The sequence below is a fragment of the Corynebacterium sp. HFH0082 genome (genome assembly GCF_000411235.1).
GTDB lineage: Bacteria > Actinomycetota > Actinomycetes > Mycobacteriales > Mycobacteriaceae > Corynebacterium > Corynebacterium jeikeium_D.
On the sequence record NZ_KE150404.1, the window covers coordinates 214,015 to 236,973 of the forward strand.

Sequence of the window (22,959 nt, forward strand, 5' to 3'; positions counted from 1 at the left end):
TGTGCGTTCTGGTTTCTCTACCTGGCAGCTCTACTGGGCAGCGCCACGCACGAGGCCTGCGGTGAGGGTGTCACCGGTGCCCGGCTCGATGAGCAGGAACGCACCGACACGACCACCGACGCGGTAGGCATCGACCGGCAGCGGCTGTGCGACCTCGACGGTGATCTCAGCGACGTCGTTGACTGCAAGCTGATCAGCTACACCGGTGGGCTCACCGGTTTCGATGTCGATGAGCGCATCGACGGAAGCGATACGACCACGCACCAGCGCGGCACCGTAGCGCACCTCTACGACGCGACCGACTGCCAACGGCTTGTCTGCAAGGTGGACGGCCACGGCGGAGAAACGGCGCACGTCTTCCGGGCGCGTGCCACTGATGAGGTCGCCACGGGCGAGGTCGAACTCGGCATCCAGGCTGATGGCCGCCGACTGGCCGGCCACGGCCTCAGTGACATCCTCAGCTGCCACAGTGATCTTCGTGACCGTAGCCTGACGGTTGGCGTCTACGGAGACAACATCGCCCACACGCACGCTACCTGCGGCGATACGGCCGGCGTAACCACGGTATTCAGTGGCGTGATCGCGAATGACATAGTCGATGGGCAGGCGCAGGTCAGCCTCGGCATCGGTTTCCAGGTCGGCACCGATGTTGAGGTTTTCCAGCAGCTCCAGCACGGTCGGACCCTCGTACCACGGAGTGTGCTCAGAAGAATCGACAATGTTGTCGCCGACCAGAGCCGACACTGGAACAACGAAGGTGTTCTGCAGACCCAGGCGCTCTGCTAGTGCTGCCACATCCGACTCAATCTTGCGGAAGGCCTCTTCGCTGTAGTCCAGCAAGTCAATCTTGTTGACAGCAAAGATTACGTGGCGAACACCCAGCAGACCGGCCACCGTTGCGTGACGCTTGGTCTGCGTCACGACGCCGTTGCGCGCGTCGATAAGCAAAACGACGGCCTCGGCGGTGGACATACCAGTGATGGTGTTTCGGGTGTACTGCTCGTGACCAGGACAGTCGGCGAGGATGAACGAGCGGACGTCGGTGGCGAAGTAGCGGTAGGCGACGTCGATGGTGATGCCCTGCTCGCGCTCGGCCCGCAGACCGTCGACCAGCAGCGACAGGTCAGGGTTTTCCTGACCGCGCGCCTGTGAGGAGGCGACGACGGCCTCGTACTGGTCAGCGAGGATATTCTTCGTGTCGTGCAGCAGGCGACCGACGAAGGTGGACTTACCGTCGTCGACGGAGCCAGCGGTGCACAGGCGAAGAGTGCGACGAGCGCGAGTGGCGCGGTCAGCGGAAATCAGGGTAGCTGGGGAATTTGGCTGGCTCATCAGAAGTAACCTTCCTTCTTACGGTCTTCCATGGAGGATTCGGACAACTTGTCATCTGCGCGGGTAGCGCCGCGCTCGGTGAGCTTGGATGTGCGAAGTTCCTCCATGACCTCGGCAATAGTGGTGGCAGTCGATTCGACAGCGCCGGTGCAGCTCATGTCACCGACAGTGCGGTAGCGGACAGTGCGAACCTCGAGGGTCTCGCCGTCGCGGGGTCCACCCCACTCGCCCGGTGCCAGCCACATACCGCCGCGGTTGAACACCTCACGCTCATGGGAGAAGTAGATGGGCGGCAGTTCGATGTCACGGGCTTCGATGTAGGCCCAGACGTCGGCCTCGGTCCAGTTCGAGATCGGGAAAACGCGGACGTTCTCTCCGGCGGCGTGGCGACCGTTGTAGAGCCCCCACAGCTCAGGGCGCTGACGGCGTGGATCCCAACCGCCGAAGCAGTCGCGGACGGAGAACACGCGCTCCTTTGCGCGGGCCTTCTCCTCATCGCGGCGGGCGCCACCGAGAACGGCATCGTAACCACGGTTGGCAATGGTCTCCACCAGCGGCACTGTCTGCAAGGGGTTGCGGGTGCCGTCGGCACGCTCGGTGAGCACGCCGCTGTCGATCCAGTCTTGGACCTTGGCTACGTGCAGCTTGATGCCCGGCTGAGCGGCAATCTTGTCGCGGAATTCAATAACTTCGGGGAAGTTGTGGCCGGTGTCGACGTGGAGCAGCTCCAGCGGGATACCCGCCGGTGCGAAGGCGCGCTTGGCCAGCTCGAGCACGACGACGGAATCCTTTCCGCCGGAGAAAAGTAGTGCCGGACGGTCGAACTGACCGGCGGTCTGGCGAATAATGTCGATGGCCTCGGCTTCCAGCTCGGCAAGCCGCGGGTCGAGGCGGTTTTGTACGGAAACGGTGGTTGAGCTAGTCATGGGGGTTCTTTCTGTTGGGGCTGTGTTGGCTGTTGTAACTGCGCTGTTTTAGCTGATATCGGTTATCGGCGGGCGACTAGTGGCTGGCGGCAAGTAGCTGTCTGCTAGCCGCTCGAACTAGAGGTGCAATCCGCACTCAGTCTTCTCGGAGCCCTCCCAGCGACCCGAGCGCGGATCCGCGCCCTCTGCCACTCGCGCGGTGCATGTCGCGCAGCCAATCGACGGGAACCCCTGTTGCGTCAGCGGATGAACAATGAGGTCATTGTCCTCGATGTACTGGGCAACATCCTCATCTGTCCAGGTGGCCAGCGGGTTGAGCTTGATGCGACCAGTCTTGTCGATCTCCAGTACCGGCGTGTGTGCGCGGGTCGGCGCGTCGACGCGCTTCAGACCTGTGACCCAGCCCTCGTAGGGGCGCTTCACGGCAGACAGCGGCTCGACCTTCCGCAATGCGCAGCATCGCGTCGGGTCGGTCTTGTACAGATCAACGCCCTCTTCGGCGTCCTGCTCGGCGCGGGTGCGCTTCGGCTCAATCGACAGCAGTCGGTTGTCGTAACGCTGTGCGACCTGCTCTGCCACGTCGAGGGTCTCCGGGAAGTGGTAACCGGTATCCAGGAAAATCAGATCTGCCTCCGGCGCGTGCCGAGCAGCCAGTTCCGCCAACACTGTGTCCTGCATCGACAGGGTCACAGCCAGTGGCGTGTGCAGGTGCTCCGCACCCCATTCCAGTACTTCCCCAGCAGTGGCGGTCTCCAGCTTGGAGCCCCACTCCAGTGCGAGCTCAATCAGACGGCGAGCAGTTTCCGGGTTGTCCAGCGCGTCTTCACGCGCGAGCGCCTCCTGAGTCTTAATGACCTCAGCGGTTTTCAGTCCCGTGCTCATGACGCCACCTTTCTATCGATATGTCCGTGCAGTTTCACTGTGAATACCCGGCAGCATTCGCGGCATTGCCAGGCGTAATCGGTTTCCAGGTCGGGCCACAGATCATCACCGCCGCAGTAAGGGCAATGCATCACCGCACCCCGGTTCGGATTGGGGTGTGCGCTTCGGCCACCGATTCCCAGTCGCGCTGGCGTCTCGTCTTTTTCGCTTGACGACGGCCCCTGCGACCGAACCCCATTGGGAGATTCACTCACTTCAGGTCCTCCTCATCAGCGCGGACAATCCACTCGCGGAACTGTTCACCCTCGTGGCGCTGCTCCTTGAAGTGATTGACGACGCGCTCGATGTAGTCACCCAGTTCTGCCGAGGTGACCTTGTGTCCGCGAACCTTGCGGCCGAAGTTGGCATCGAGCCCCAGCGAACCACCGAGGTGAACCTGGAAACCCTCGACACGGTTGCCCTCGTCGTCGGTGACAATCTGCCCCTTGAGTCCGATGTCGGCAATCTGCGTGCGGGCGCAGGCATTCGGGCAGCCATTGAGCGCAATGGTGATTGGGACGTCGAGGTCACCGAGGCGTTCCTCCAAGTCGCCCACCAAATCAATTGCGCGCTGGCGCGTGGTGACAAGTGCGAGCTTGCAGAACTCTAGGCCGGTGCAGGCCAGGATGCCCCGTCGGAAAGCAGAAGGCTTGGCAGACAGGCCAATTTCGTCGAGTTCTGCGAGCAGGGAGTCGACCTGGTCGTCGGCGACGTCGAGGAGAATGAGCTCCTTCATCACGGTGGTGCGGACGCGGGAAACACCGTGGCGCTCGGCGATGTCGGCGAGCTTGACCAGGTCAGAGCCCGGAACACGGCCAACAGCGGGCTTAACACCGACGTAGTTGAGACCGTCGGCCTGCTTGTGCACGCCGATGTGGTCCCGGTCGCCCTCGAAAGGTTCGGGTGCGGGGCCGTCGATAAGCTTGCGGTTGAGGTAGTCGTCTTCGAGTACCTGGCGGAACTTCTCCGCGCCCCATTCGGCAACGAGGAACTTCAGACGCGCACGATTGCGCAGGCGACGGTAGCCGTAGTCCCGGAAGATGCGGCACACGCCCGCCCATACCTCGGGAACCTCGTCCTCTGGGATCCAGGCGCCGAGACGCTGGGCGAGCATCGGGTTGGTGGAGAGACCACCACCGACCCAAACGTCGAAACCGGGGCCGTGCTCTGGATGATTGACACCGACGAAGGCAACGTCCTGGACCTCGTGGGTGACATCGAGACGCGGGGAACCGGAAACTGCCGACTTAAACTTACGCGGTAGGTTGGAGAACTCGTCGCCGGAGAGGTACTCCTCCTTGATGCGGCGGATGGCGTTGGTGCCGTCGACAATTTCATCGGCCGCAACACCGGCAACCGGGCTGCCTAGAATAACGCGGGGAACGTCGCCGCAGCCAAAGTTGGTGTCGAGACCAACTCGCTCAAGGCGGTCCCAGATCTCCGGCATATCTTCGACGCGAATCCAGTGCAGCTGGACGTTCTGGCGGTCGGAGAAGTCCGCAGTGTCGCGGGCGAAGTCGCGGGAAATCTCGCCGATGGTGCGAATGCCCTCGGTGGTGGTCTGGCCACCGTCGAGGCGGACGCGGAGCATAAAGTACTTGTCCTGCAGCTCGGCGTTGGTCTTCACGCCGGTGTGCTCACCGCTAAGCCCCTGCTTGCGCTGGGTGTAGAGGCCAATCCACTTAAAGCGAGGCGCTAGGTCCTCCGCGGGGATGGAGTCAAACCCCTGCTTGGAGTAGATGTCGATAACACGCTGCTTAACGGCGATGCCAGCATCTTCTTTCTTAATGCGCTCGTCGTCGTTAAGTGGCTCGCGGCCGTCGATAAGCCACTGCCCCTGTGGCTTCGGTGCGCGCTTCTTACGTCGGGTAGCCGCTGCGGAAGCTGGACGCTCGGCGGTTTTCGTAGGAGAGCTCATGGGGAATCTACCGAATCACTTTCGTTTTGTTCTCGTTGACCGAATCAGAGTTGTTTGGATCAGCCCTGAACGAATTAGTTGCTAATTTTTATAGACCGGACGGTCTATGCAGTATTGCAGGCAACATTAGACCGACCAGTCTGGCTAGTGCAAGCCGGGGCATGCTCGGATACTTAGCGAACCCCCGCTTCGCCCATGTGGACACCGTTTTCTGCGCCCACTTTGACGCCTCCAGAAGTATCCCCAGCCCCGACATCAACCGAAGCCGGTGATGGAGATCCAGAACTAGACACATCAGCCGAGGAAGACCGAGAAGCCGGCTCGAGCTGCACACGCTGACGCAGACCCGGAAGTGTGTCGTGCGAACGCGCCCACAGCACCAGCACCACGACAGCAAAAGCCCACACGAGCAGCACTGTCGCCAGCACACCGCCGGAAACCAGCGGCGAGAACAGAGTGCGAATATTCAGCCCCACCAACACGCCGCCGATCACAATTCCAAGCAGGCGCGGATTAATGCGCCCCACCAGGTACGCAGCCAAAGGCGCGGCAATTACACCGCCACACAGCAAACCAATTACCGGTGCGGCATGCTGAGTGAATTCCTCCCGCAGCTTGGGCAAAAAGCCCAGCACAGCAGCTGAAGCGACAAGAAATTCCGCCGCAGAGACAGTGCCGATAATCTTCCGCGGCTGATCAGCTTCAGCGCCGAGCAACGTAGAGGTCGTGACAGGCCCCCAACCGCCGCCACCAGTGGAATCGAGCAGACCACCAAAGAGCCCCAGCGGAGCGAGCTTCTTCGCTCCCCAGGTCTTTTTCTTGCGCTTAACATTAGCCAGGAAGGCGAAGCGGATAATCACCCACAGGCCGAGAAAAAGCAAGATTGTCGAGGTCACAGGCGTCGCGGCATCACCATCCAGATTGGACAAAAAGGTCGCACCACCAAAGGCACCGATAGCGCCCGGCACACCAAGGCTCAGTGCGCGCCGCCAGTCGACATTGCCGAATCGCCAGTGCGAAATACCAGAGGCCAGCGTCGTGCCCACCTCCGCTACGTGAACTACCGCCGACGCGGTGGCAGCACTACTACCAGCAACAATAAAAAGTGAAGTGGCAGTGACACCGAATGCCATACCCAGAGTGCCATCGACTAATTGCGCGCCAAGGCCGATTAGCACGAAGACTATGAGTTTTTCCATGACAAGCCCTTCCCCGCTTACCCAACCAGAGCCTGCCGTTGCCACGACGTCCGCACGACAAGCTCTTTTAGACCTCGTTCAGCAGAAGCAATACGCAGCAAAACCCTCTCAAGCCAAAGCAGTGATTCTTGCGGTGTTTTGTGTTTGCTTTTTGTAGACCAGTTTGTCTATATTCTGTTTCAGCAAGCATAGACCGATTGGTCTACGATAAGCAATCGCGACAAAGAAAACGTAGAAAAAGGATTCCACCCAATGACCAACGACCAGACTGCAGCCCAGAACGCGGCCGCTTCCTCACTGCCCGATCTCGCCAACTCCACCACCCCACTGCGTGTAGCCGTGGTCGGCTCGGGCCCGGCCGGTATCTACGCCTCCGACGCGCTGATGAAGTCCGGCCGCGACGTCGCCATCGACCTCTACGAGCGCCTTCCAGTGCCGTTCGGCCTCATCCGCTACGGCGTTGCGCCAGACCACCCGCGAATCAAGGGCATCATTAAGTCCCTCCACCGAGTGCTGGACAAGCCGCAGGTCCGACTTCTGGGCAACGTGGACGTCGGTAAGCAGGTCAGCGTCGATGAACTGCGCCAGTTCTACGACGCCATCATCTTCGCCACTGGCGCGACCGGCGACCGCGATCTGAATATCCCGGGCGCCGACCTGCCGGAGCACTACGGCGCGGGTGAGTTCGTAGGTTTCTACGACTCCCACCCGGAGTTCGCCCGCGATTGGGAACTCTCCGCTGAGTCCGTGGCCGTGGTCGGTGTCGGCAACGTGGGCCTCGACGTCGCCCGCATTCTCGCCAAGACTGCCGATGAGCTGCACGTCACCGAAATCGCCGACAACGTCTACGCTGGCCTGGCAAAGAATGCCGCCCGCGAAATTCACGTCTTCGGCCGCCGCGGCCCGGCCCAGGCAAAGTTCACTCCACTGGAGCTGAAGGAATTGGACCACTCCGACACCATTGAGGTTGTCGTGAATCCGGAGGACATCCAGTACGATGCCGCCTCCGAAACGTCTCGTCGTGAGTCCAAGATCACCGATCAGGTCTGTACGATTCTGGAAAACTACGCCATCCGCGAGCCAAAGGGCGCCCCGCACAAGCTCTTCATCCACTTCTTCGAGTCCCCGGTCGAAATCATCGGCGAGACCGGTGAGGATGGAGTACAGCACGTCAGCGCTATCCGCACCGAACGCACTGAACTCGACGGCGAGGGTGGCGTCCGTGGCACTGGCACGTTCACCGAATGGCCGGTCGGTGCGGTCTACCGTGCAGTCGGCTACCGCTCCGACGCAGTCACCGGCGTACCGTTCGACACCGGCACCCACACCATCCCAGATGCCGGCGGACGCGTGCTTGACGACGTCGACGGCAACCACATCCAGGGTCTGTACACCACCGGCTGGATTCGCCGTGGCCCGGTCGGGCTAATCGGTAACACCAAGGGCGACGCCAACGAAACTGTCGGCAACCTCATCGCCGACTGGGAGGCAGGCCGCCTGGTCGCACCTGCAAAGCCCACGCATAACGACGTCGACGAGTTCCTGGCCAACAAGGGCCTCCAGGTCACCACCTGGGAGGGCTGGCACGCACTCGACGCCGCCGAACGTGCAGCGGGCGAAGCCGAAGGCCGCGAGCGCAAGAAGCTGGTCGAGTGGGCCGACATGGTTGCGGCCTCCACGGTCGTCGCAAAGCAGCCAGATGCCGATGACGTGGCCGAAGCTGTACACGAAGCGGTTGTGGAGACTGTCGCCAGCTAGCGCATCGGGTCTAACCGGGCAGTTGATTGTGCACGTCAGTCGGTCTTCGGATTAGAGTTAATACATGGCTTATCATGCAGACTCATCCAACCTGGACGTCAAGGAAGTTCTGACCTGGGAAGGCTTCGGCGTCGCCTCCCGTGAACTGGCACAGCAGATTGTCGATTCGGGCTACGAGCCGGAGATCATTATCGCCGTGGCCCGCGGTGGTCTTCTACCTGCAGGTGCACTCAGCTACACCATGGGCGTCAAGCTCTCTGACGCCATTAACGTCGAGTTCTACACCGACGTGGCGGAGACCCTACCGGATCCGGTTTTGTTGGAACCGCTGCTGGACATCGAGTCGATTTCCGACCGCCGTCTGCTGGTCGTTGACGATGTCGCAGACTCCGGTCGCACGCTGCACCTGGTGCTCGATCTGCTTAAGACCCACGGTGCGGAAGTACGCTCCGCTGTGCTCTACGGCAAGTCCCGCTCGGAGATTGCACCGGACTATGTCTGGAAGCACACCGATGACTGGATCGTCTTCCCCTGGTCGGCCGAGCCACCGGTACAGAAGTCCAAGTAGATCAAGTAGCTTACGCACCATAGCGGGCAAACAAAAAAGTGCGCTGCGGGGCCGGTTATGGCCGTACCGCAGCGCACACTAGGTCGTCGAACTAGCCCAGTTCGACGACCTTAATCTTTGATGCCGCCTCCGATGCACGCTCACGAGCAGCATCGACAGAATCCGCGGTTGAAACAGCAACGCCCATGCGGCGACGCGGGCCAGCGACCGGCTTACCAAAGATACGAATATCAGTCTCCGGAATAGCCATGGCCTCCGTCAGCCCGGTGTAGCCCGGCTGCTCGATGTCAGCACCGCCGTAGACCACAGCGGAGGCTCCCGGGGACACCAGCGTGACGTCGATAGGCAGACCCAACACTGCACGCGCGTGCAGCTCGAACTCAGAGAAACGCTGGGTGCCCATGGTGACCATGCCGGTGTCATGCGGGCGCGGGCTGACCTCGGAGAACCACACCTCATCGCCTCGGACGAACAGCTCGACGCCGAAGATACCGCGGCCGCCCAGCGCGTTGGTGATGCGCGCGGCGACAGAGCGAGCATTGTCCAGGGCGTTTTCGCTCATGGCAGCCGGTTGCCAGGACTCAACGTAGTCACCATCCTGCTGACGGTGGCCGATGGGCTCACAGAACCACGTTGCCCCCTCGCCGGTCTCCGGATCAACGGAGCGCACGGTCAGCAGCGTAATCTCATAGTCGAAATCGACGAAGCCCTCCACGATGACGCGACCGGACTCGACGCGACCGCCACTCATGGCGTAATCCCACGCGGCCTGGACATCTTCCGGCGAACGCAGCGTGGACTGTCCCTTGCCCGAGGAACTCATGACCGGCTTGACCACGCATGGGAAGCCAATCTCATCAACAGCTGCGGTGAACTCATCAAAGCTGGAGGCGAAGTGATAGCGGGAAGTCGGCAGCCCAACCTCTTCCGCAGCCAGGCGGCGAATACCCTCTCGGTTCATGGTCAGCTGAGTCGCCCGTGTGGTCGGAATAACGGTGACATCCAGCGTCTCATCTTCCTCAACCTCTGCCAGCACCTCGGTTGCCAGGGCCTCAATCTCAGGGACGATGAAGTGGGGCTTGACCTGGAGAATCAGGTCCCGCAGTGCGCTGGGGTCCGACATATTCAACACGTAGGCGTGGTGAGCTACCTGGTGTGCCGGTGCATGCTCGTAGCGATCGGCAGCGTGCACCTCAACGCCAAGACGCTGGAAAGCAATGGTCACCTCCTTGCCGAGCTCGCCAGAGCCGAGCAGCAGCACTCGCGTTGCTCCCGGCTGGTACGGGGTTCCGGTGACTTCAGGGGTGAACATCGAGATAAATTCGCTTTCGTCTACGGCACATACGCTGCGCAACCAGCAGCTGTTAAATTGATTGCCTCCAGCATACGACAGCGAGCTGATTCACCGCGGCGGGCACGGGCGGGAACCTAGCGCGGGAACACCCGCTGAAACTCAGCCAGCGCCACCTCACGGTCAGCGGCCAGGACAACATTCGCCACCGAACCGGCAGGATCTTCCACCACCTGGCCGCGGCGTGCTGGCTCATCTGCAAAGGTTCGCTTATCGACGCCCACGAGACGCATCTTCTCCACTTCCCCGGTCACCGCACCGACGGCCACCATCGCAGCGAAGAGGTCATGGACCTGCGCCTTATAACCGACTCCAACACCCTGGTGGAACTCAAAGTAGAACTTCAGCGAGCGACGCAGAACGCGCAACAGCTCCGGGTTCATACCGGCATCGCGCCAGGACTCAATCTCAGTATCACTAATGGTGATGGTCTCGGTAACGTTGAGCGGAACCAGCGTCGGCACCGGCGCGCCTGCGGCGGTGGCGATGCTGCGCACGGCATCCTCCGGGCGCTCGACGGCCACAGCACCTGCGGTGCCGAACACCTCGGTGACCGCGGTGGGGTCGACCCAGAAGTTCCATTCCGCAAACTCGGTGACGTTACCGTGGTAGTCCACAGCACCGCCCATAATGGTCACGCCGTCGAGCTCCCGCATGAGTTCTGGGTATTTCTTCAAAGCGGCCACGTAGGTGGTCATAGGGCCAGTGACCAGCAGGTGCACCTTCTCCCCCGTCGACCGTGCCTGCTCGATGACTCGTCGCCACAGCGCCAGCGGATCCGCCGCTCCTGAGCGCCCCGGTTCGTAGATGACGGCCGGTGGTGCCAGGTTGTAGCCCAGCCCGTACGGGCCATGAGTCTCAGGCGTGGTGGTCAGTTCACGGTCAGCGGGCCCCTCGAAACCGCTGACAACCGGAACCTCCGGACAACCGCAGAGATTCAACATGTACTTGGTGTTGCGAGCGGACCATGCCGCAGTGGTGTTACCACCTGCGCAGGTCACACCCACCAGCTCGATCTCGCCTGCGGTATGCAACCCCGCGAGGTAGACGAGAGCAAGACTGTCATCGATACCCGTGTCAACGTCGGCAAGCACTTTCAAACGCGTCATAAGGTCAAGTGTGACACGAAACACGCTCAGCCCGCAGAGCTAAACACGGGCAAAACAGGGATACAGACGAGTTTTCGCTGGTGCTAGCCGGGTTTACTAGTTCGTCGACATCGCTGCATCACCCACCGGAGCGGGCTCTGGCAGCGGCATATTCAGCTCGGCCAAGACCTCGCGCAGTCGCGTCGGGTAGTCGGTGATGATGCCATCGACACCAGCGGCAATCTGCTCGCGCATGGTCTCCTTTTCGTTCACCGTCCACGGCACCACCTTCATGCCGGCCTCGTGTGCGCGGGAAATCAGCTCCGGCGTGGCGACCGGGTGGTAGTCAGAATCCGACGGTGTCTTGCCGTAAGGAATGCTGTGCGTCGGTGAGAGCACCTGCACGCCGAGCTGCTTGGCGGCCTCGATGATGTCGCCATCGACCTCGTCGTAATTGACATCGCCGATCCAAGGAGAATCCTTCTTCCAGGTGGTTTCGTCCCACAGCATGACCAGCGGAATCTCCGGGTTCCGTTCCGCGACCAGCGGCAACGAGCGCCAATCGAAGGATTGAATCATCACACGATCAGCCACACCCGCGCGGTCAATCTCGTCGAGAATCACATCGACGAACTCCTGCGGTTCTGCCGAGTCAGCGCGCTTTTCGCCCTCGATCTTGGTCTCAATGTTGAAGTGGATGTCCTGGTTGTCCTTAGTCAGCTCGAACAGCTCCGGCAGGGTCATCATCCTATTGCCCTTGATTGGCTCCGCATCCGGGAAGTCCTCGAGCTTCTTGTCGCAGACCAGGGTTTGTACCTGCTCATAGGTGAGATCATGTACGAGCTTGCCGACGTACGGGTACTGCGGATCCCCCTCCGTCACTGGCTCGGTGTCCGAGCACTTGTCATCTTGGATTTCCGGATCGTGCCAGACCATAGGCACGCCATCCTTCGTCAGGACGATGTCCAGCTCCAACGTCGTAACGCCCAGCTCCAACGAGTTGATCATCGCCTGCTTGGACTCCTCCGTCCACTCACCGCGACCACCACGGTGTGACTGCAGATCAAAACCCTCCGGCAGCTTAGCCATCGCAGCCGGCCGCACATTCGCGGCCGCATTCAGCTCAGCGACCTGCTGCTTTTCAAAGGTCTTCTCTTCGCTCGACGTAGTGCTGACCGCGCTTGCACTGCTTGACGACGACGCCGCGTCGTTGTCTGCATCATTGCTGCAGGCTGCAATAGGAGAAATAGCAAACGCGCCCATAGCGATGGCCGCGATTGCGCGGCGCGTGCCGTGGACGCGTGAATTCTGAGGCTGCTCGCTCTGCTTGGTCCGTTCGTCAAACATGGAGTCAGATGAGTTGCGAGAAGACATGGCCGGTGATTTTCCTCTTTGGGCGTAGTATTAGCGACTTCATAGCGACGGCGCAGTACCGACAACACAGTGTCGACAAACTACCGTCGGAGGTTTACAGAACACAGAAATCTGGGTGAAAACTGTGTGGTGCGCCACTACTTTAAAACGGCCTGACAGCACTCGCATCTGGAGAGAGTGCGGGGTGAGCGTTTAATTCCCCTCTGCCTTTGGAATCTCGCCTTCTTGAGCAACCTCTGCCCCATCCCAGGAGTACGTAACGGGAGCGTTGTACTGGTCTTTAAAGGCGAAGGCACCGCCGTCTTCGATCATTTTATTGACATCGAAGAAATTGACGGTCACAGTTTTGCCATCACCCTCGACCGAGTTGATTGTCTGCGGACCACCGGCGGTCCCCACGTACTCGCCCTTATGAAACAGCAGCACTGCACCAGCGGTAGTTGAATGCGTAATTTCATTCTGTACTGCTGAGGCAAAGGTCAACTCGCTGGTGGTATCCCAGTTCGTATCGTCCGTGACTGTCCAACCGCTGCCATTGCCACCTTCCATTGAGTTCAGGTCGGCAACCGCTTCTTCGAAAGCCTCTTCCTGGGTTGGCGCAGAAGAACCCCCATCGGGGTCGTTGTCATCGACATCCGGATTGGGGGTATCTGCACTTTCACTGTCATCCTCGACAGTGGTGGTCGTAGTGATGGTCGTCGTTTCTTGATCTACCTGAGAAGCAGAGGTCGGTGCTGCGGTCTCATCAGTGGAGCAACCGGACAAAGCCACTACACCTGCGACCGCCGCGCTAACCAGCATCGACCCGCGACGAACTGAATGACCACTCATGGCTGGAACCTCTTCTGTTCTCTCAAGTTTTCTCAAGCACTGAGCTACGACGGAGCATTACTTTCTCATGTCCGACTCTGAATTGAGTTTACTTGGGAAAATTCAAGAGACCCCGGGAGTGTCCAAGAATTCTCGAAAGCTCTCGAAAATTCTCGGGAGTCCTTAGGAAGCGGGCTTCGCCCCGCCGGGAATCTTGCCCTCGTGGACGACGTGATCGCCGTTCCAGAAGAAGTGAACATTAGAGGTGAACTTGGCCGCATCAGCGTTCGGCGCACCTGCGGCCTCCTGGGCCTCCCAGTCGTGGTAGATGACCGAGATGTTCTTACCATCAGGGGTCGGCGTCACCTTGTTGATGTGCTGAGGCCGGTCAGAGTCCGTACCAATGAACTCACCCTTGTGGAACATCAACAGCACAGTGGAGGACTGAGCGTTGCCCTGCTTGGCCTGATCTGCGAGAGCAAAGCTCAAATCGCTACACGGGCTGAAGTTGGAGGTGCCAGTGTACTTCCACCCATCATGGTTGTTCGGACGCTCCCTGTTGACCTTATCCAGGGCCTCCTGGATTTCAGGTGCTGCCGGGTTCGGGGTACAGCTATCTGCCTTCGCCGGAGCCGGTGCCGGCACTGGGGCCGGTTCCGCCTGAGCCGCGGGAGCTGCAACGGCTCCACCTACTGCGGAGAAAACCATCGCGCCGGAAAGTACGGCGGAACTTGCCAGTCGTTGTACTCGGTGTCCTGTGTTTTGCATGAAAACCACACGCCTTCTGTCGTTTGGACTTCTGTCGTTGGACCACGCGGTGAGGCCTACGATACAAAAATGACTCTGGGATGCCAGTGTCAACTGACAATTCCCAGAGCCTTCTCGTGGTTAGCAAATGTTCTTTTTTACAGCAGCCAGCAGTTTCGACACCGAAGATTTTTTATCTAACAGTTCGATAAAGCCGGGTCGAAAGCCGGACTATTTTCCGGCTAGTTCGCCACTGCCCCCCAGGCTAAGTACCCAGCGCTAGTTGCCCAGCGCTAGTTGTCCAGCACATCGTGGACAACGATGGTCTGGTCACGACCCGGGCCAACACCGATGTAGGAAATGCGAGCGCCGGAGAGCTCCTCCAGGCGGTTCAGGTAATCCTTGGCCTTGTCCGGCAGCTCATCGAAGGTGCGGCAGCCAGTGATGTCTTCGTCCCATGCAGGCATGGTCTCGTAAATCGGGACAGCGTGGTGGAACTCCGACTGGGTGAGTGGCATTTCGTCGTGACGCACGCCATCAACGTCGTAAGCGACACAAATCGGAATCTCGCCGATACCAGTCAGGACATCCAGCTTGGTGATGAACAGATCCGTGAAACCGTTGACGCGCGCGGCGTAGCGAGCCAGCACCGAGTCGTACCAACCACAGCGGCGCTTACGGCCGGTGTTGACTCCGACCTCACCGCCGGTGGTCTGCAGGTACTCGCCCCACTTGTCGAACAGCTCCGTCGGGAACGGGCCAGCACCGACGCGGGTGGTGTAGGCCTTCATGATGCCCAGCACCGAAGTGATCTTCGTCGGGCCGATGCCGGTGCCCACGCAGGCACCACCAGCGGTTGGGTTCGAGGAGGTCACGAACGGGTAGGTGCCGTGGTCGACGTCGAGCATGGTGGCCTGGCCGCCCTCCATGAGGACGTGCTTGCCGGCATCCAAAGCCTGATTGAGCTCAAACTCCGAGTCGATAATCATCGGGCGCAGACGATCGGCGAAGCCCATGAAGTAATCAAAGACTTCATCCGGGTCGATAGCGCGGCGGTTGTACAGCTTGACCAGAATCTGGTTCTTCTGAGCCAGCGAAGACTCAATCTTCTGGCGCAGAATCGACTCATCCAGAATGTCCTGGACACGCAAGCCCGTACGGCCGACCTTGTCGGCATACGTCGGGCCGATACCGCGGCCAGTGGTGCCGATAGCGCGCTTACCCAGGAAGCGCTCGGTCACGCGGTCCAGCGTCTGGTGGTACGGAGCAACCATGTGGGCATTGCCGGAAACGCGCAGGCGGGAGGCTTTTGCACCGCGAGCTTCGAGGCCATCAATCTCGTCGAAAAGCGCCTCGAGGTTGACCACACAGCCGTTACCGATAATCGGCACAGCGTTTTCCGACAGCACACCCGCCGGAAGCAGCTTCAGCTCGTACTTCTCACCGCCGACGACAACGGTGTGGCCGGCGTTATTGCCACCGTTGGGCTTGACGACGTAGTCGACGCGGCCACCGAGAATATCGGTTGCTTTGCCCTTGCCCTCGTCGCCCCACTGGGCACCGACGATAATGATTGCGGCCATAGTCCTACTTCAACTCCTGGGATTGCAGACGACGCATTAGAGTGTAGTCCTATGCGTATTGTTGTGCTGCAGTGTGGCCCCGATGTACCCGCGTTTCCCCAATTGCTCCGCCAATCATGGTCTACATCAGCACCGTCCACACCATCAGCACCAGCTACTCCGGCACCACCCGCCTATGCGCTTCACGACGTCGCGATGATCCCCACCCGCAAGGAGCTGGCTTTCATCGACGACCTGGCCAAGGACGTACTGCCTGTCGATACAGCTCCGACGCCGGAGGAAATCTCCAAGCAGAAGAAAGTCGACCACTTAGGCGCTCCGCAACCCGCTCCGCAAAAGCCGAGCGAGCCGTTACGAATTGTGGTCGTTGGCACCGACGCGGCACTGGCTACCGTGGCAACCTACCTGATGCGCAAGAACCTCCTGTGGATTGAAGTGGCACATGTCCCCACCGCACCGTCGACCGCGGCCAAAAACTGGGGCATCGAAGGAGGAGAAGGGCTCGATGCGGCGACCGCGCTCACACGCCCGACGACGCCAGTGCCGCTGATTCGCGATGACACCGGCCACGCAATTGTTGGTTACGCCCTACTGACAGAGCCGGGAATTACCGGAGTGTCCTCGGCAAACGGGTTTACTGGCGAGGTCTATGTCGACGAGCATCAGATGTTCTCCGGCACATCCACCGGCCTGCAGATTCGCCCTACCCCCGACGCCCCGGGCATCGTTGCGGCCGAAGTTCCGGCTCCGGAAGCGGAAATCGGTAACGAGGATGGAGGCAACAAAGGCCTGCTGAGCCGACTCGGATTGGGGCGCGGTGGCCGTCGTAAAGCGAAAGAAGCCCCGTCCCGCGAGCTACACCGTCCGATGACGGGTCGGGCAGTTCAAGTTGGTGGCCTGGGCTTCCGATATGTGCGCGATGGAGTCGAGTCTCGAAAGCCGCGAGAGAAGACAACTCTGTACCGACACCTTCGCGACTTGCAGATTGTGCACTAACTGCGTCGGGGCAATAGCCACGGTCTGCCCGTGAGAAAGTGGCTTGCGCGAAAGTGGCCTGCGCGATAGCTCGAGTACAGATAACATTTGGGTGTTAAAGCCCCTGCCCGCCACTGCCTCGATAGGACAGCATCATGACTGACAACACCCCACGGCTACGCGCTGGCGACCAAGCCCGCCACACTGCGCTGGAACGCTTGGAATGGGCATTCCGCGATGGCCAGATTGACTTTGCGGAACTGCAGGAGCGCACCGAGAAAGCCCAAAAGGCAACGTACATTGATGAGTTGCCCACATTGACACAGGACTTGTCGCTGCCCGCGAACCTGGCCGAGCCGACTCCACATGCGCACCCAAACCCTAACCTGCGCCCGAACCTGCACAGCGTCCCGGACGAGCACCATTCAGTGGCACCGAATGCAGCCAGCAATCATCAACCAGCCCGGATTGATAGCTCCGCCGCGGCAACTGGTTCGAAGCTCTCCATCGGCATCTTTGGCGGCACCGACAAGAGAGGCCCTTGGACGTGCGCTCCCACGCACACCACGGTGGCGGCCTTCGGCGGGACTGGCTTGGATTTCCGCGAGGCCATCCTTACCGCGGAAACCACTGTCGTCAACATTGGCTGCGCCTTCGGTGGAGTCGACGTCATTGTCCCCGACCACTACCAAGTTGATGTCGACGTGCTGCCCATCTTCGGAGGCACGGATGTTACTGGAAAGCCGGGACGCAACCTTCCTGCTCCTGGCGCAGGACAGGCTCCGAAGATTATTGTGCGCGGCTTCGTCGCTTTCGGCGGCGTCGAGGTCAAGCGCGTACCGCACTAGAGCATGCTGCAGTAGCAAGTGCGCCTGGCGAGCCACTACTCGCCCACGTCTCACCGGCTACTCGTCCCATACCTCCGGCGGCATTGCTGGGAACGGCGTCGTCGGCGGCAGCGTTGCCACAGCTGAACGTCTGGACAGGCCACACACCTGCAACAGGTCCACCACCAAGGAGCGGGACTGCGCAAACACAACCTGTTCCGACAGCGTTGCGTCCTCGATCACGCGCGGGTGCATTTTCGCCGCTAGACGACGCAAGTACCGAACCACGTCTTCAAGCTTGACCTCTCCGGATCCCTCGGAAAGCTGAGCGATAGCGATGTCGCCGGATTCGAAAGGCAACTCGCCCCACTCTGGGATTCGGCGCACGGCGGCTTCGTCGTCAAGCACATGACTGACCAGGCGCGTACCTTCAGACACGCCGAGAACAAGTGCGCACAGTTCGGACGAGAAGTCGATGTGATCCTCACGTGCGGTGATAGCGCGACGCGCGAGCACACGGATGTTGCGCATGGCGTTGTCGACGGGATGTACCATGCGCGACAGCGAGTGGATTCTATCCCGAGAGCGCCAGAGCAACGGCGAGATACGGACCTGCTCGCCCGCGTCGGCGACAGTGCGGTCCATCAGCGAGACCTGCGCCTGCATGGAGCGCACCACGCTCAGTGCGGTGCGGATGCGATCGGTGTCGCCCTCTTTCATGCCGATGCCGATGTCATAAAGTACGTCTGCACCCATGTCGAGGACCTTGGCCACCTTGCGGCGAGCACCCGCCAGCGGGCTTCGCGGCAATATCATGAGCACAATAATGCCCACCACACCACCGACGAGAGCATCGATCATTCGGTAATAAGAACCGGCGGTGCCCGGCGGAATAATGGTGGCGATGAGCACGGCTGAAGATGCCGCTTGGTTGACCACAAGCGGTCCTCGACCGACAAACACGCCAATGACCATGGCGACGAACACACCGACAGTCAGCTGCCAGATACCCGAGCCGAGGATGGAGATAATCACATCACCAATGCCGACTCCCAACGAGGCGCCGAGCACCAACTCCACAGAGTGCTTTAGGCGAGGACCTGCGGTCATCACGTTGAGGCTGATGAAAGCGGCCATCGGCGCGAAGAACGGGTTGGGGTGCCCCAGTACCTCAAGTGCGAACCAGTAGGCCAACCCAGCGGCTAACGTGGCTTGGACAATGAGCATCCAACGGGAGCGCACACGGTCAATCGCATGGAGGAAACGCGTGCGGGGCCTCACTTTCTGACGCAGCTTGTTTGCTGCGCGGGAGGCCGGATGTAGGTACGTATTGCGAAAATCTTGGAAATCCGGGCGCGGATTATCCTCGACGAATTGCGTTTCCTTAGCTTCGACGAGGTCGTCGACATGCGCGGGAGCAAGGTCCTCTAGATTCCTGGCAGCTGCGGCATCCTTATCTTCCCCACCAGCTATGCCAGCCATGCCGAAGTCACCATCCTCATGTAAAAAACTGTGCGCTTTTTATGTACCCGTTGTGCTGTTGTGCACTCTTATGTGCCCGCTGAATCTCTATGCGCGATTAAAGACCCAGTTCTGGCAACGCGGATTCATCACTGTCACGCAGCAACGCCATCATGCGATCGAATTCATCATCCTCGCCGATAGCCTTAGCAGCCTTAGCCAACGCTGCGAAGGCGCGGAGCACACCACGATTCGGCTCGTGCTCCCACGGAATGGCTCCGAACCCCTTCCAGCCGTTTCCACGCAGCAGGTCCAGACCGCGGTGGTAACCAGTGCGAGCGAAGGCATAGGCCTGAATCTCCTGGCCCTCGGACAAGGCGCTTTCAGCCAAATCCGCCCAAGCCTGGGAATCGCGCGGGCATGCGCGAACCACGGCCTCCGGGCTTGCGCCACCGTTGCGGGCAGCAACGGCCTCGTCAAGAACGGGGAGCTTCACGGGAGCAGGAGCCATCATGTCATTGAGTTTCATGCGTCCTATTGTGCCAGGCATCACGTGGCGATGGCAGGGGCTCAGTATGTGACTCTCTGTTGGCAACGGCGGGCACAGCGTGGTGGTGCGACGTCGGCAAGCGCCAGATGACGACCAACTAGCGTTCCCCGACTACTCCGGGCAGCTCGGCTTCGTCGAATCCAACGACTCACCATTTTTCAGCTTGGTCGCAACAAAATCGGCCACTCGGGCGCACGCTTCCATCAGCATCCAACCCGACAGCTGGACAGAGAGGTCACGCTCCTTAATCGCCGAACCGCGAACCGCGCCACCGACTGATTGCGCAACCGAACCGCCCTGTGGGAACTGAGCATTGTCGTTCCAATCTGCGGGGAAAAGCGGCAGGCCATCAACCTCGAGGCGGTGGTACCAGCACTTCTCCCCCGACGCCAGAACCAGTCGGCGAGCAATGCGGGCCGCCGCGCGATTCATGCGATTGTCTCCAGGCAAACGCACCGCCGCATCGGCGAGGTATCGCACGAGGATGCCGTTGAACAGACCACCATCGCCGCCACCGGCACCGGCGATGACATTGTCGGTGGTCGCCAAATCCTTTGCCACCGCGTGGATGAGGTTTTGCACGCGCGTGAAATACTTCGTCGCCTGTTCACGCTGGCCGTGCGCCCGAAGCGCAAGTCCCACTTCGAGGCAAGCGCCAATCATGACACCCTGGTTGTACGTAAACATGCCCTTCTGTACGACGGCACCTGCCATGGACAAGCGAATGCCGTCGTAGAGCAGCCCTGAGTCCGCCAGGAGGTTGGCGTAAACCCAATCGATAAGTTCCTCTGCCTCCTTGATACGACCAGCCCGGGCCAGAGCGATGGCTGCAGGACCGTTCGAGGGAACGTTGAAGAAGAGGTCCTGCTCACGCCACGGCAGCACACCCGTGGACTCCTGCCGACCATCACCCAAGCATGAAATCAGCCGTGCTGTCGTCTTCTTGGGCACCGATGCGCCGAGGACCGCGTCGGCACGCCCGAGCGCCAACGCCATCCACGCGCGATCGTCGTAGTACTTGTTCTTGGTCAGCAGCGTGAGGTTGCGAATGCGGATACCCCGAGTGGTCTGGCGGATAGCGCGGTACTTCTCCTTAGAAGGCACGCGCTTGGCTGCGTCTACCAGGCAGTCGAGATACTGCGCCTGCCACCAGTAATGCCAGTTGATGAAGACCTTATGTCGCAGCGGCGCGGGCCAGGAAGCCATTGCCAAATTCGTGCCCGGAAGACCCCACAGCTTCGCCGCATGACGGTTGCGAATCGCCTGTTCAGCCACGTCCGCACGATAGGCCCACGTTTCGGCCTCCGGACGCGACATTTTTAGAACCACTGGCTCTCCTTAAAACGGCTGTGAAACAGCTCTAAAACAGCCTTCGAAATAAAACACCTAAGCAGACAATTACCAGGCCGCGGTGATATCTGCATGAGTACGAATCCAAGAGTGCATGGCAATACCCGCCGCTACCCCCGCATTTATCGAACGCGTCGAGCCAAATTGGGCAATCGACACCGTCAAATCCGCCGACTGCTGTGCTTCTTCAGTCACTCCCGGCCCCTCCTGGCCGAAGAGCAAAAGACAACGCTCGGGCAACTCAACGGTTTCGATGGGTACGGAGCCCGGCACATTGTCCACGGCCACGACAGCCAAATCATGCTCGCGCGCCCAGCTAATGACCTCCGACACCGTCTCGTGGTGCAGCAAGTGCTGGTAGCGGTCAGTCACCATCGCGCCGCGACGATTCCAACGCTTGCGCCCCACGATGTGCACGGCCTCCACCAGGAAGGCATTTGCGGTGCGTACCACGGTGCCAATGTTGGAGTCATTCTCAAAATTCTCGATGGCGATGTGCAACGGATGACGACGCTTATCCAGCTCCGCGACGATAGCCTCCATCGTCCAGTAGCGGTAAGCATCGACGACATTACGTCGGTCGCCCTCATCCAGAAGCTGCTCATCGTATTCTGGGCCGGTCGGTCGGGGTTCGTTCGGGTGCTCCTGCTCCCACGGCCCCAACCCGACACGGGCCTCAAACCATTCCGTCGGCCCCTTCCCGGGCTCAGGCGCGGTCAAGAGCCAACAGCCCCTCGACCAGGAACAACTGCGCCACGGTGTAGGTGTCCATCACTGCCGCATTCAGAAGCTTGCCGACGACGCCCTCCTCCGCAAACATCTTTCGAGCCATCAGTAGCGTGTCGGAGACGAGGAACAGGTTGCCACCGTGGCCGAGGCCGTAGGCGGCATCGGCAATCGGCAGGCCGGTCTGCTCATCAGTACCGACAGCACCGGCACCCTCCAGAAGCGCCGGGTCATCGGCCAGTGCGGAGGTCACAGCCAGCAGCGGACCGTAGCCAACAGCAGCGGGCAGCGCCTCGGGCTTTACAGCACCGACCAGCGGTACCGAACCAGCCCACAGTGGGAAGCGAATGGCAGCACGCAGCGCGCTAATCCGAGCTCCGGCACGCCACAGCAGCACGTGGTAGGCAACCTGGTTAACTGCGAACGGCACAGAACCGCGGTTCAGGTTCGGCTTATTCGGCATGAGAATCAAGTCGCCCAACCAACCGCCGGCGAGGCCGATGAGCAGGGTGGTCGTCGTAAAGCGAGACGTCTCGTGGCGACGGCGCCAAACATTAGCCGCCAACAGTGGCATGAGGACAGTCTTGGAAACTCGACGTGGAGTCTCCCAGCCGAAGGCACTGGAGACAACGTTGACCGCACTGGCGGCGATGTAGCCGGCACGTTCTGGGGCACGGCGGGTGTCGGAGCTCGCGCTGGCGATACCGACGAGTGCGCCGAGGCCCTCGCCCGTGCGACGCACAAACATGTCAGCGACGGTTTCCTTTGTGCCGGGAAGTTTGGTCGTGGTGAGCTTGGACAGGAGTCCTGCGCGCTTGGTGGTCATGGGGATGTTCCTCTTTCGTGGGACTGCGTTGGGGCGGTGAGCTGGGTGAGGCTCGGCGAGCTGGGTGAGGCTCGGCGAAAGCTCTAGCGCTCAGATTCTTAGGCCAGACCCAAGTCATCCAAACCGAGCAGATAACGGTACTCCAGGCCTTCAGCCTTGATGACCTCGTCGGCACCCGTCGCGCGGTCAACCACAGTGGCTACACCGACAACCTCAGCACCGGCCTCACGTAGGGCAGCGACGGCAGTCAGCGGCGAGTTGCCCGTCGTGGTGGTGTCCTCCACAACCAGGACCTTCTTGCCCACAATGTCCGGCCCCTCGATGCGGCGCTGCATGCCGTGCTTCTTGGCTTCCTTACGCACCACAAAGGCATCAATTGGACGCCCTTCGGCGTGCATGACAGAGGTAGCCACCGGATCCGCGCCAAGCGTCAGACCACCGACGTGCGCGTAGTCCCAGTCTCCAGTGAGCTCTCGTAGCAGAGAACCAATCAGGCGCGAGGCCTCATGATGTAGGGTGGCGCGGCGCAGGTCAACGTAGTAGTCAGCCTCACGTCCAGACGACAGCGTGACCTTGCCATGAACAACCGCCAGCTCCTTGACCAACTCGGCCAAACGCTGCAGCTTCTCCTGATTGACATTGCTCGTGTGGATGCTCATCTGAGGTTGT

General features: G+C 60.6%; 21 protein-coding genes. 4 read left to right on the plus strand and 17 right to left on the minus strand.

Going from position 1 to position 22,959, the window contains the following annotated elements; translation table 11 throughout:
- Nucleotides 1–30: 30 nt before the first annotated feature.
- From HMPREF1206_RS00935 to HMPREF1206_RS00955, 5 genes are all read right to left on the minus strand, one after another.
- Nucleotides 31–1,332, minus strand: a complete 1,302-nt coding sequence (locus HMPREF1206_RS00935; protein WP_016421529.1) for a sulfate adenylyltransferase subunit 1 — start codon at nucleotides 1,330–1,332, stop codon at nucleotides 31–33.
- A complete protein-coding gene (gene cysD, locus HMPREF1206_RS00940) occupies nucleotides 1,332–2,258 on the minus strand; it encodes a sulfate adenylyltransferase subunit CysD (protein WP_016421530.1) in 927 nt (308 codons plus the stop codon). Before cysD ends, HMPREF1206_RS00935 begins: the two co-directional genes overlap by 1 nt.
- 117 nt (nucleotides 2,259–2,375) lie before the next feature.
- Entirely contained in the window at nucleotides 2,376–3,140 is a 765-nt protein-coding gene (locus HMPREF1206_RS00945) for a phosphoadenylyl-sulfate reductase (RefSeq protein WP_016421531.1), read from the minus strand.
- A gap of 250 nt (nucleotides 3,141–3,390) precedes the next feature.
- On the minus strand, nucleotides 3,391–5,097 hold the full coding sequence (locus tag HMPREF1206_RS00950) for a nitrite/sulfite reductase (RefSeq protein ID WP_016421533.1): 1,707 nt from the start codon (nucleotides 5,095–5,097) through the stop codon (nucleotides 3,391–3,393).
- A 173-nt stretch (nucleotides 5,098–5,270) separates the two neighbouring features.
- Nucleotides 5,271–6,296: a sulfite exporter TauE/SafE family protein gene (locus HMPREF1206_RS00955; RefSeq protein ID WP_016421534.1), complete on the minus strand. Its 1,026-nt coding sequence runs from the start codon at nucleotides 6,294–6,296 to the stop codon at nucleotides 5,271–5,273.
- Nucleotides 6,297–6,548: 252 nt separating this feature from the next.
- Between HMPREF1206_RS00955 and HMPREF1206_RS00960 the strand changes: the two genes are divergently transcribed.
- Together HMPREF1206_RS00960 and HMPREF1206_RS00965 are read left to right on the plus strand one after the other, a co-directional pair.
- Nucleotides 6,549–8,054, plus strand: a complete 1,506-nt coding sequence (locus tag HMPREF1206_RS00960; RefSeq protein ID WP_016421535.1) for an FAD-dependent oxidoreductase — start codon at nucleotides 6,549–6,551, stop codon at nucleotides 8,052–8,054.
- 64 nt (nucleotides 8,055–8,118) lie between these two features.
- On the plus strand, nucleotides 8,119–8,622 hold the full coding sequence (locus HMPREF1206_RS00965) for a phosphoribosyltransferase (protein ID WP_016421536.1): 504 nt from the start codon (nucleotides 8,119–8,121) through the stop codon (nucleotides 8,620–8,622).
- A gap of 91 nt (nucleotides 8,623–8,713) precedes the next feature.
- Here HMPREF1206_RS00965 and purT read toward each other — a convergent pair whose 3' ends face one another.
- The 6 genes from purT to HMPREF1206_RS00995 form a co-directional block, all read right to left on the minus strand.
- Entirely contained in the window at nucleotides 8,714–9,934 is a 1,221-nt protein-coding gene (purT, locus tag HMPREF1206_RS00970) for a formate-dependent phosphoribosylglycinamide formyltransferase (protein ID WP_016421537.1), read from the minus strand.
- A gap of 116 nt (nucleotides 9,935–10,050) precedes the next feature.
- Entirely contained in the window at nucleotides 10,051–11,082 is a 1,032-nt protein-coding gene (locus tag HMPREF1206_RS00975; RefSeq protein ID WP_016421538.1) for a nucleoside hydrolase, read from the minus strand.
- 96 nt (nucleotides 11,083–11,178) lie between these two features.
- Nucleotides 11,179–12,435: a glycerophosphodiester phosphodiesterase family protein gene (locus HMPREF1206_RS00980; RefSeq protein ID WP_016421539.1), complete on the minus strand. Its 1,257-nt coding sequence runs from the start codon at nucleotides 12,433–12,435 to the stop codon at nucleotides 11,179–11,181.
- 192 nt (nucleotides 12,436–12,627) lie between these two features.
- Nucleotides 12,628–13,266 carry an LppP/LprE family lipoprotein gene (locus HMPREF1206_RS00985; protein WP_016421540.1) on the minus strand — a complete coding sequence of 213 codons (639 nt, stop codon included), beginning with the start codon at nucleotides 13,264–13,266 and terminating at the stop codon, nucleotides 12,628–12,630.
- A 162-nt stretch (nucleotides 13,267–13,428) separates the two neighbouring features.
- The gene (locus HMPREF1206_RS00990) at nucleotides 13,429–14,013 is read right to left on the minus strand and encodes an LppP/LprE family lipoprotein (protein WP_016421541.1); all 585 of its coding nucleotides are present in this window, start codon (nucleotides 14,011–14,013) and stop codon (nucleotides 13,429–13,431) included.
- Between the two features lie 272 nt (nucleotides 14,014–14,285).
- Complete coding sequence (locus tag HMPREF1206_RS00995; RefSeq protein ID WP_016421542.1) at nucleotides 14,286–15,575, minus strand: adenylosuccinate synthase; 1,290 nt, start codon at nucleotides 15,573–15,575, stop codon at nucleotides 14,286–14,288.
- 51 nt (nucleotides 15,576–15,626) lie between these two features.
- On the opposite strand from HMPREF1206_RS00995, the gene HMPREF1206_RS01000 reads away from it, so the two are divergent.
- Nucleotides 15,627–16,571: a hypothetical protein gene (locus HMPREF1206_RS01000; RefSeq protein ID WP_231367155.1), complete on the plus strand. Its 945-nt coding sequence runs from the start codon at nucleotides 15,627–15,629 to the stop codon at nucleotides 16,569–16,571.
- Nucleotides 16,572–16,705: 134 nt separating this feature from the next.
- On the plus strand, nucleotides 16,706–17,398 hold the full coding sequence (locus tag HMPREF1206_RS01005) for a DUF1707 domain-containing protein (protein ID WP_016421544.1): 693 nt from the start codon (nucleotides 16,706–16,708) through the stop codon (nucleotides 17,396–17,398).
- A 57-nt stretch (nucleotides 17,399–17,455) separates the two neighbouring features.
- Here HMPREF1206_RS01005 and HMPREF1206_RS01010 read toward each other — a convergent pair whose 3' ends face one another.
- The 6 genes from HMPREF1206_RS01010 to pyrE all read right to left on the minus strand — a co-directional run bounded on the left by HMPREF1206_RS01010 (nucleotide 17,456) and on the right by pyrE (nucleotide 22,949).
- The gene (locus HMPREF1206_RS01010; RefSeq protein WP_005510217.1) at nucleotides 17,456–18,859 is read right to left on the minus strand and encodes an aromatic acid exporter family protein; all 1,404 of its coding nucleotides are present in this window, start codon (nucleotides 18,857–18,859) and stop codon (nucleotides 17,456–17,458) included.
- Nucleotides 18,860–18,956: 97 nt separating this feature from the next.
- Nucleotides 18,957–19,367 (minus strand): DUF3151 domain-containing protein, encoded by a 411-nt coding sequence (locus HMPREF1206_RS01015; RefSeq protein WP_016421545.1) that lies wholly within the window; start codon nucleotides 19,365–19,367, stop codon nucleotides 18,957–18,959.
- Between the two features lie 132 nt (nucleotides 19,368–19,499).
- A complete protein-coding gene (locus HMPREF1206_RS01020; RefSeq protein WP_016421546.1) occupies nucleotides 19,500–20,717 on the minus strand; it encodes a glycoside hydrolase family 76 protein in 1,218 nt (405 codons plus the stop codon).
- 69 nt (nucleotides 20,718–20,786) lie between these two features.
- On the minus strand, nucleotides 20,787–21,458 hold the full coding sequence (locus tag HMPREF1206_RS01025; RefSeq protein WP_016421547.1) for an RNA methyltransferase: 672 nt from the start codon (nucleotides 21,456–21,458) through the stop codon (nucleotides 20,787–20,789).
- The gene (locus HMPREF1206_RS01030) at nucleotides 21,445–22,290 is read right to left on the minus strand and encodes a lysoplasmalogenase (RefSeq protein WP_016421548.1); all 846 of its coding nucleotides are present in this window, start codon (nucleotides 22,288–22,290) and stop codon (nucleotides 21,445–21,447) included. Before HMPREF1206_RS01030 ends, HMPREF1206_RS01025 begins: the two co-directional genes overlap by 14 nt.
- A 98-nt stretch (nucleotides 22,291–22,388) precedes the next feature.
- On the minus strand, nucleotides 22,389–22,949 hold the full coding sequence (pyrE, locus tag HMPREF1206_RS01035) for an orotate phosphoribosyltransferase (RefSeq protein ID WP_016421549.1): 561 nt from the start codon (nucleotides 22,947–22,949) through the stop codon (nucleotides 22,389–22,391).
- Between the last annotated feature and the right edge of the window lie 10 nt (nucleotides 22,950–22,959).

Bases quoted from the DNA above. Each gene is read 5' to 3' on its own strand.
- HMPREF1206_RS01010 (WP_005510217.1), bottom strand. From the start codon at position 18,859: ATGGCTGGCATAGCTGGTGGGGAAGATAAGGATGCCGCAGCTGCCAGG.
- HMPREF1206_RS00965 (WP_016421536.1), top strand. From the start codon at position 8,119: ATGGCTTATCATGCAGACTCATCCAACCTGGACGTCAAGGAAGTTCTG.
- HMPREF1206_RS00945 (WP_016421531.1), bottom strand. From the start codon at position 3,140: ATGAGCACGGGACTGAAAACCGCTGAGGTCATTAAGACTCAGGAGGCG.
- purT (WP_016421537.1), bottom strand. From the start codon at position 9,934: ATGTTCACCCCTGAAGTCACCGGAACCCCGTACCAGCCGGGAGCAACG.
- HMPREF1206_RS00985 (WP_016421540.1), bottom strand. From the start codon at position 13,266: ATGAGTGGTCATTCAGTTCGTCGCGGGTCGATGCTGGTTAGCGCGGCG.
- cysD (WP_016421530.1), bottom strand. From the start codon at position 2,258: ATGACTAGCTCAACCACCGTTTCCGTACAAAACCGCCTCGACCCGCGG.
- HMPREF1206_RS00975 (WP_016421538.1), bottom strand. From the start codon at position 11,082: ATGACGCGTTTGAAAGTGCTTGCCGACGTTGACACGGGTATCGATGAC.
- HMPREF1206_RS00950 (WP_016421533.1), bottom strand. From the start codon at position 5,097: ATGAGCTCTCCTACGAAAACCGCCGAGCGTCCAGCTTCCGCAGCGGCT.
- HMPREF1206_RS01005 (WP_016421544.1), top strand. From the start codon at position 16,706: ATGACTGACAACACCCCACGGCTACGCGCTGGCGACCAAGCCCGCCAC.
- HMPREF1206_RS01030 (WP_016421548.1), bottom strand. From the start codon at position 22,290: ATGACCACCAAGCGCGCAGGACTCCTGTCCAAGCTCACCACGACCAAA.
- HMPREF1206_RS01015 (WP_016421545.1), bottom strand. From the start codon at position 19,367: ATGAAACTCAATGACATGATGGCTCCTGCTCCCGTGAAGCTCCCCGTT.
- HMPREF1206_RS01000 (WP_231367155.1), top strand. From the start codon at position 15,627: ATGCGTATTGTTGTGCTGCAGTGTGGCCCCGATGTACCCGCGTTTCCC.
- HMPREF1206_RS00935 (WP_016421529.1), bottom strand. From the start codon at position 1,332: ATGAGCCAGCCAAATTCCCCAGCTACCCTGATTTCCGCTGACCGCGCC.
- HMPREF1206_RS00995 (WP_016421542.1), bottom strand. From the start codon at position 15,575: ATGGCCGCAATCATTATCGTCGGTGCCCAGTGGGGCGACGAGGGCAAG.
- HMPREF1206_RS00980 (WP_016421539.1), bottom strand. From the start codon at position 12,435: ATGTCTTCTCGCAACTCATCTGACTCCATGTTTGACGAACGGACCAAG.
- HMPREF1206_RS00990 (WP_016421541.1), bottom strand. From the start codon at position 14,013: ATGCAAAACACAGGACACCGAGTACAACGACTGGCAAGTTCCGCCGTA.
- HMPREF1206_RS00955 (WP_016421534.1), bottom strand. From the start codon at position 6,296: ATGGAAAAACTCATAGTCTTCGTGCTAATCGGCCTTGGCGCGCAATTA.
- HMPREF1206_RS00960 (WP_016421535.1), top strand. From the start codon at position 6,549: ATGACCAACGACCAGACTGCAGCCCAGAACGCGGCCGCTTCCTCACTG.
- pyrE (WP_016421549.1), bottom strand. From the start codon at position 22,949: ATGAGCATCCACACGAGCAATGTCAATCAGGAGAAGCTGCAGCGTTTG.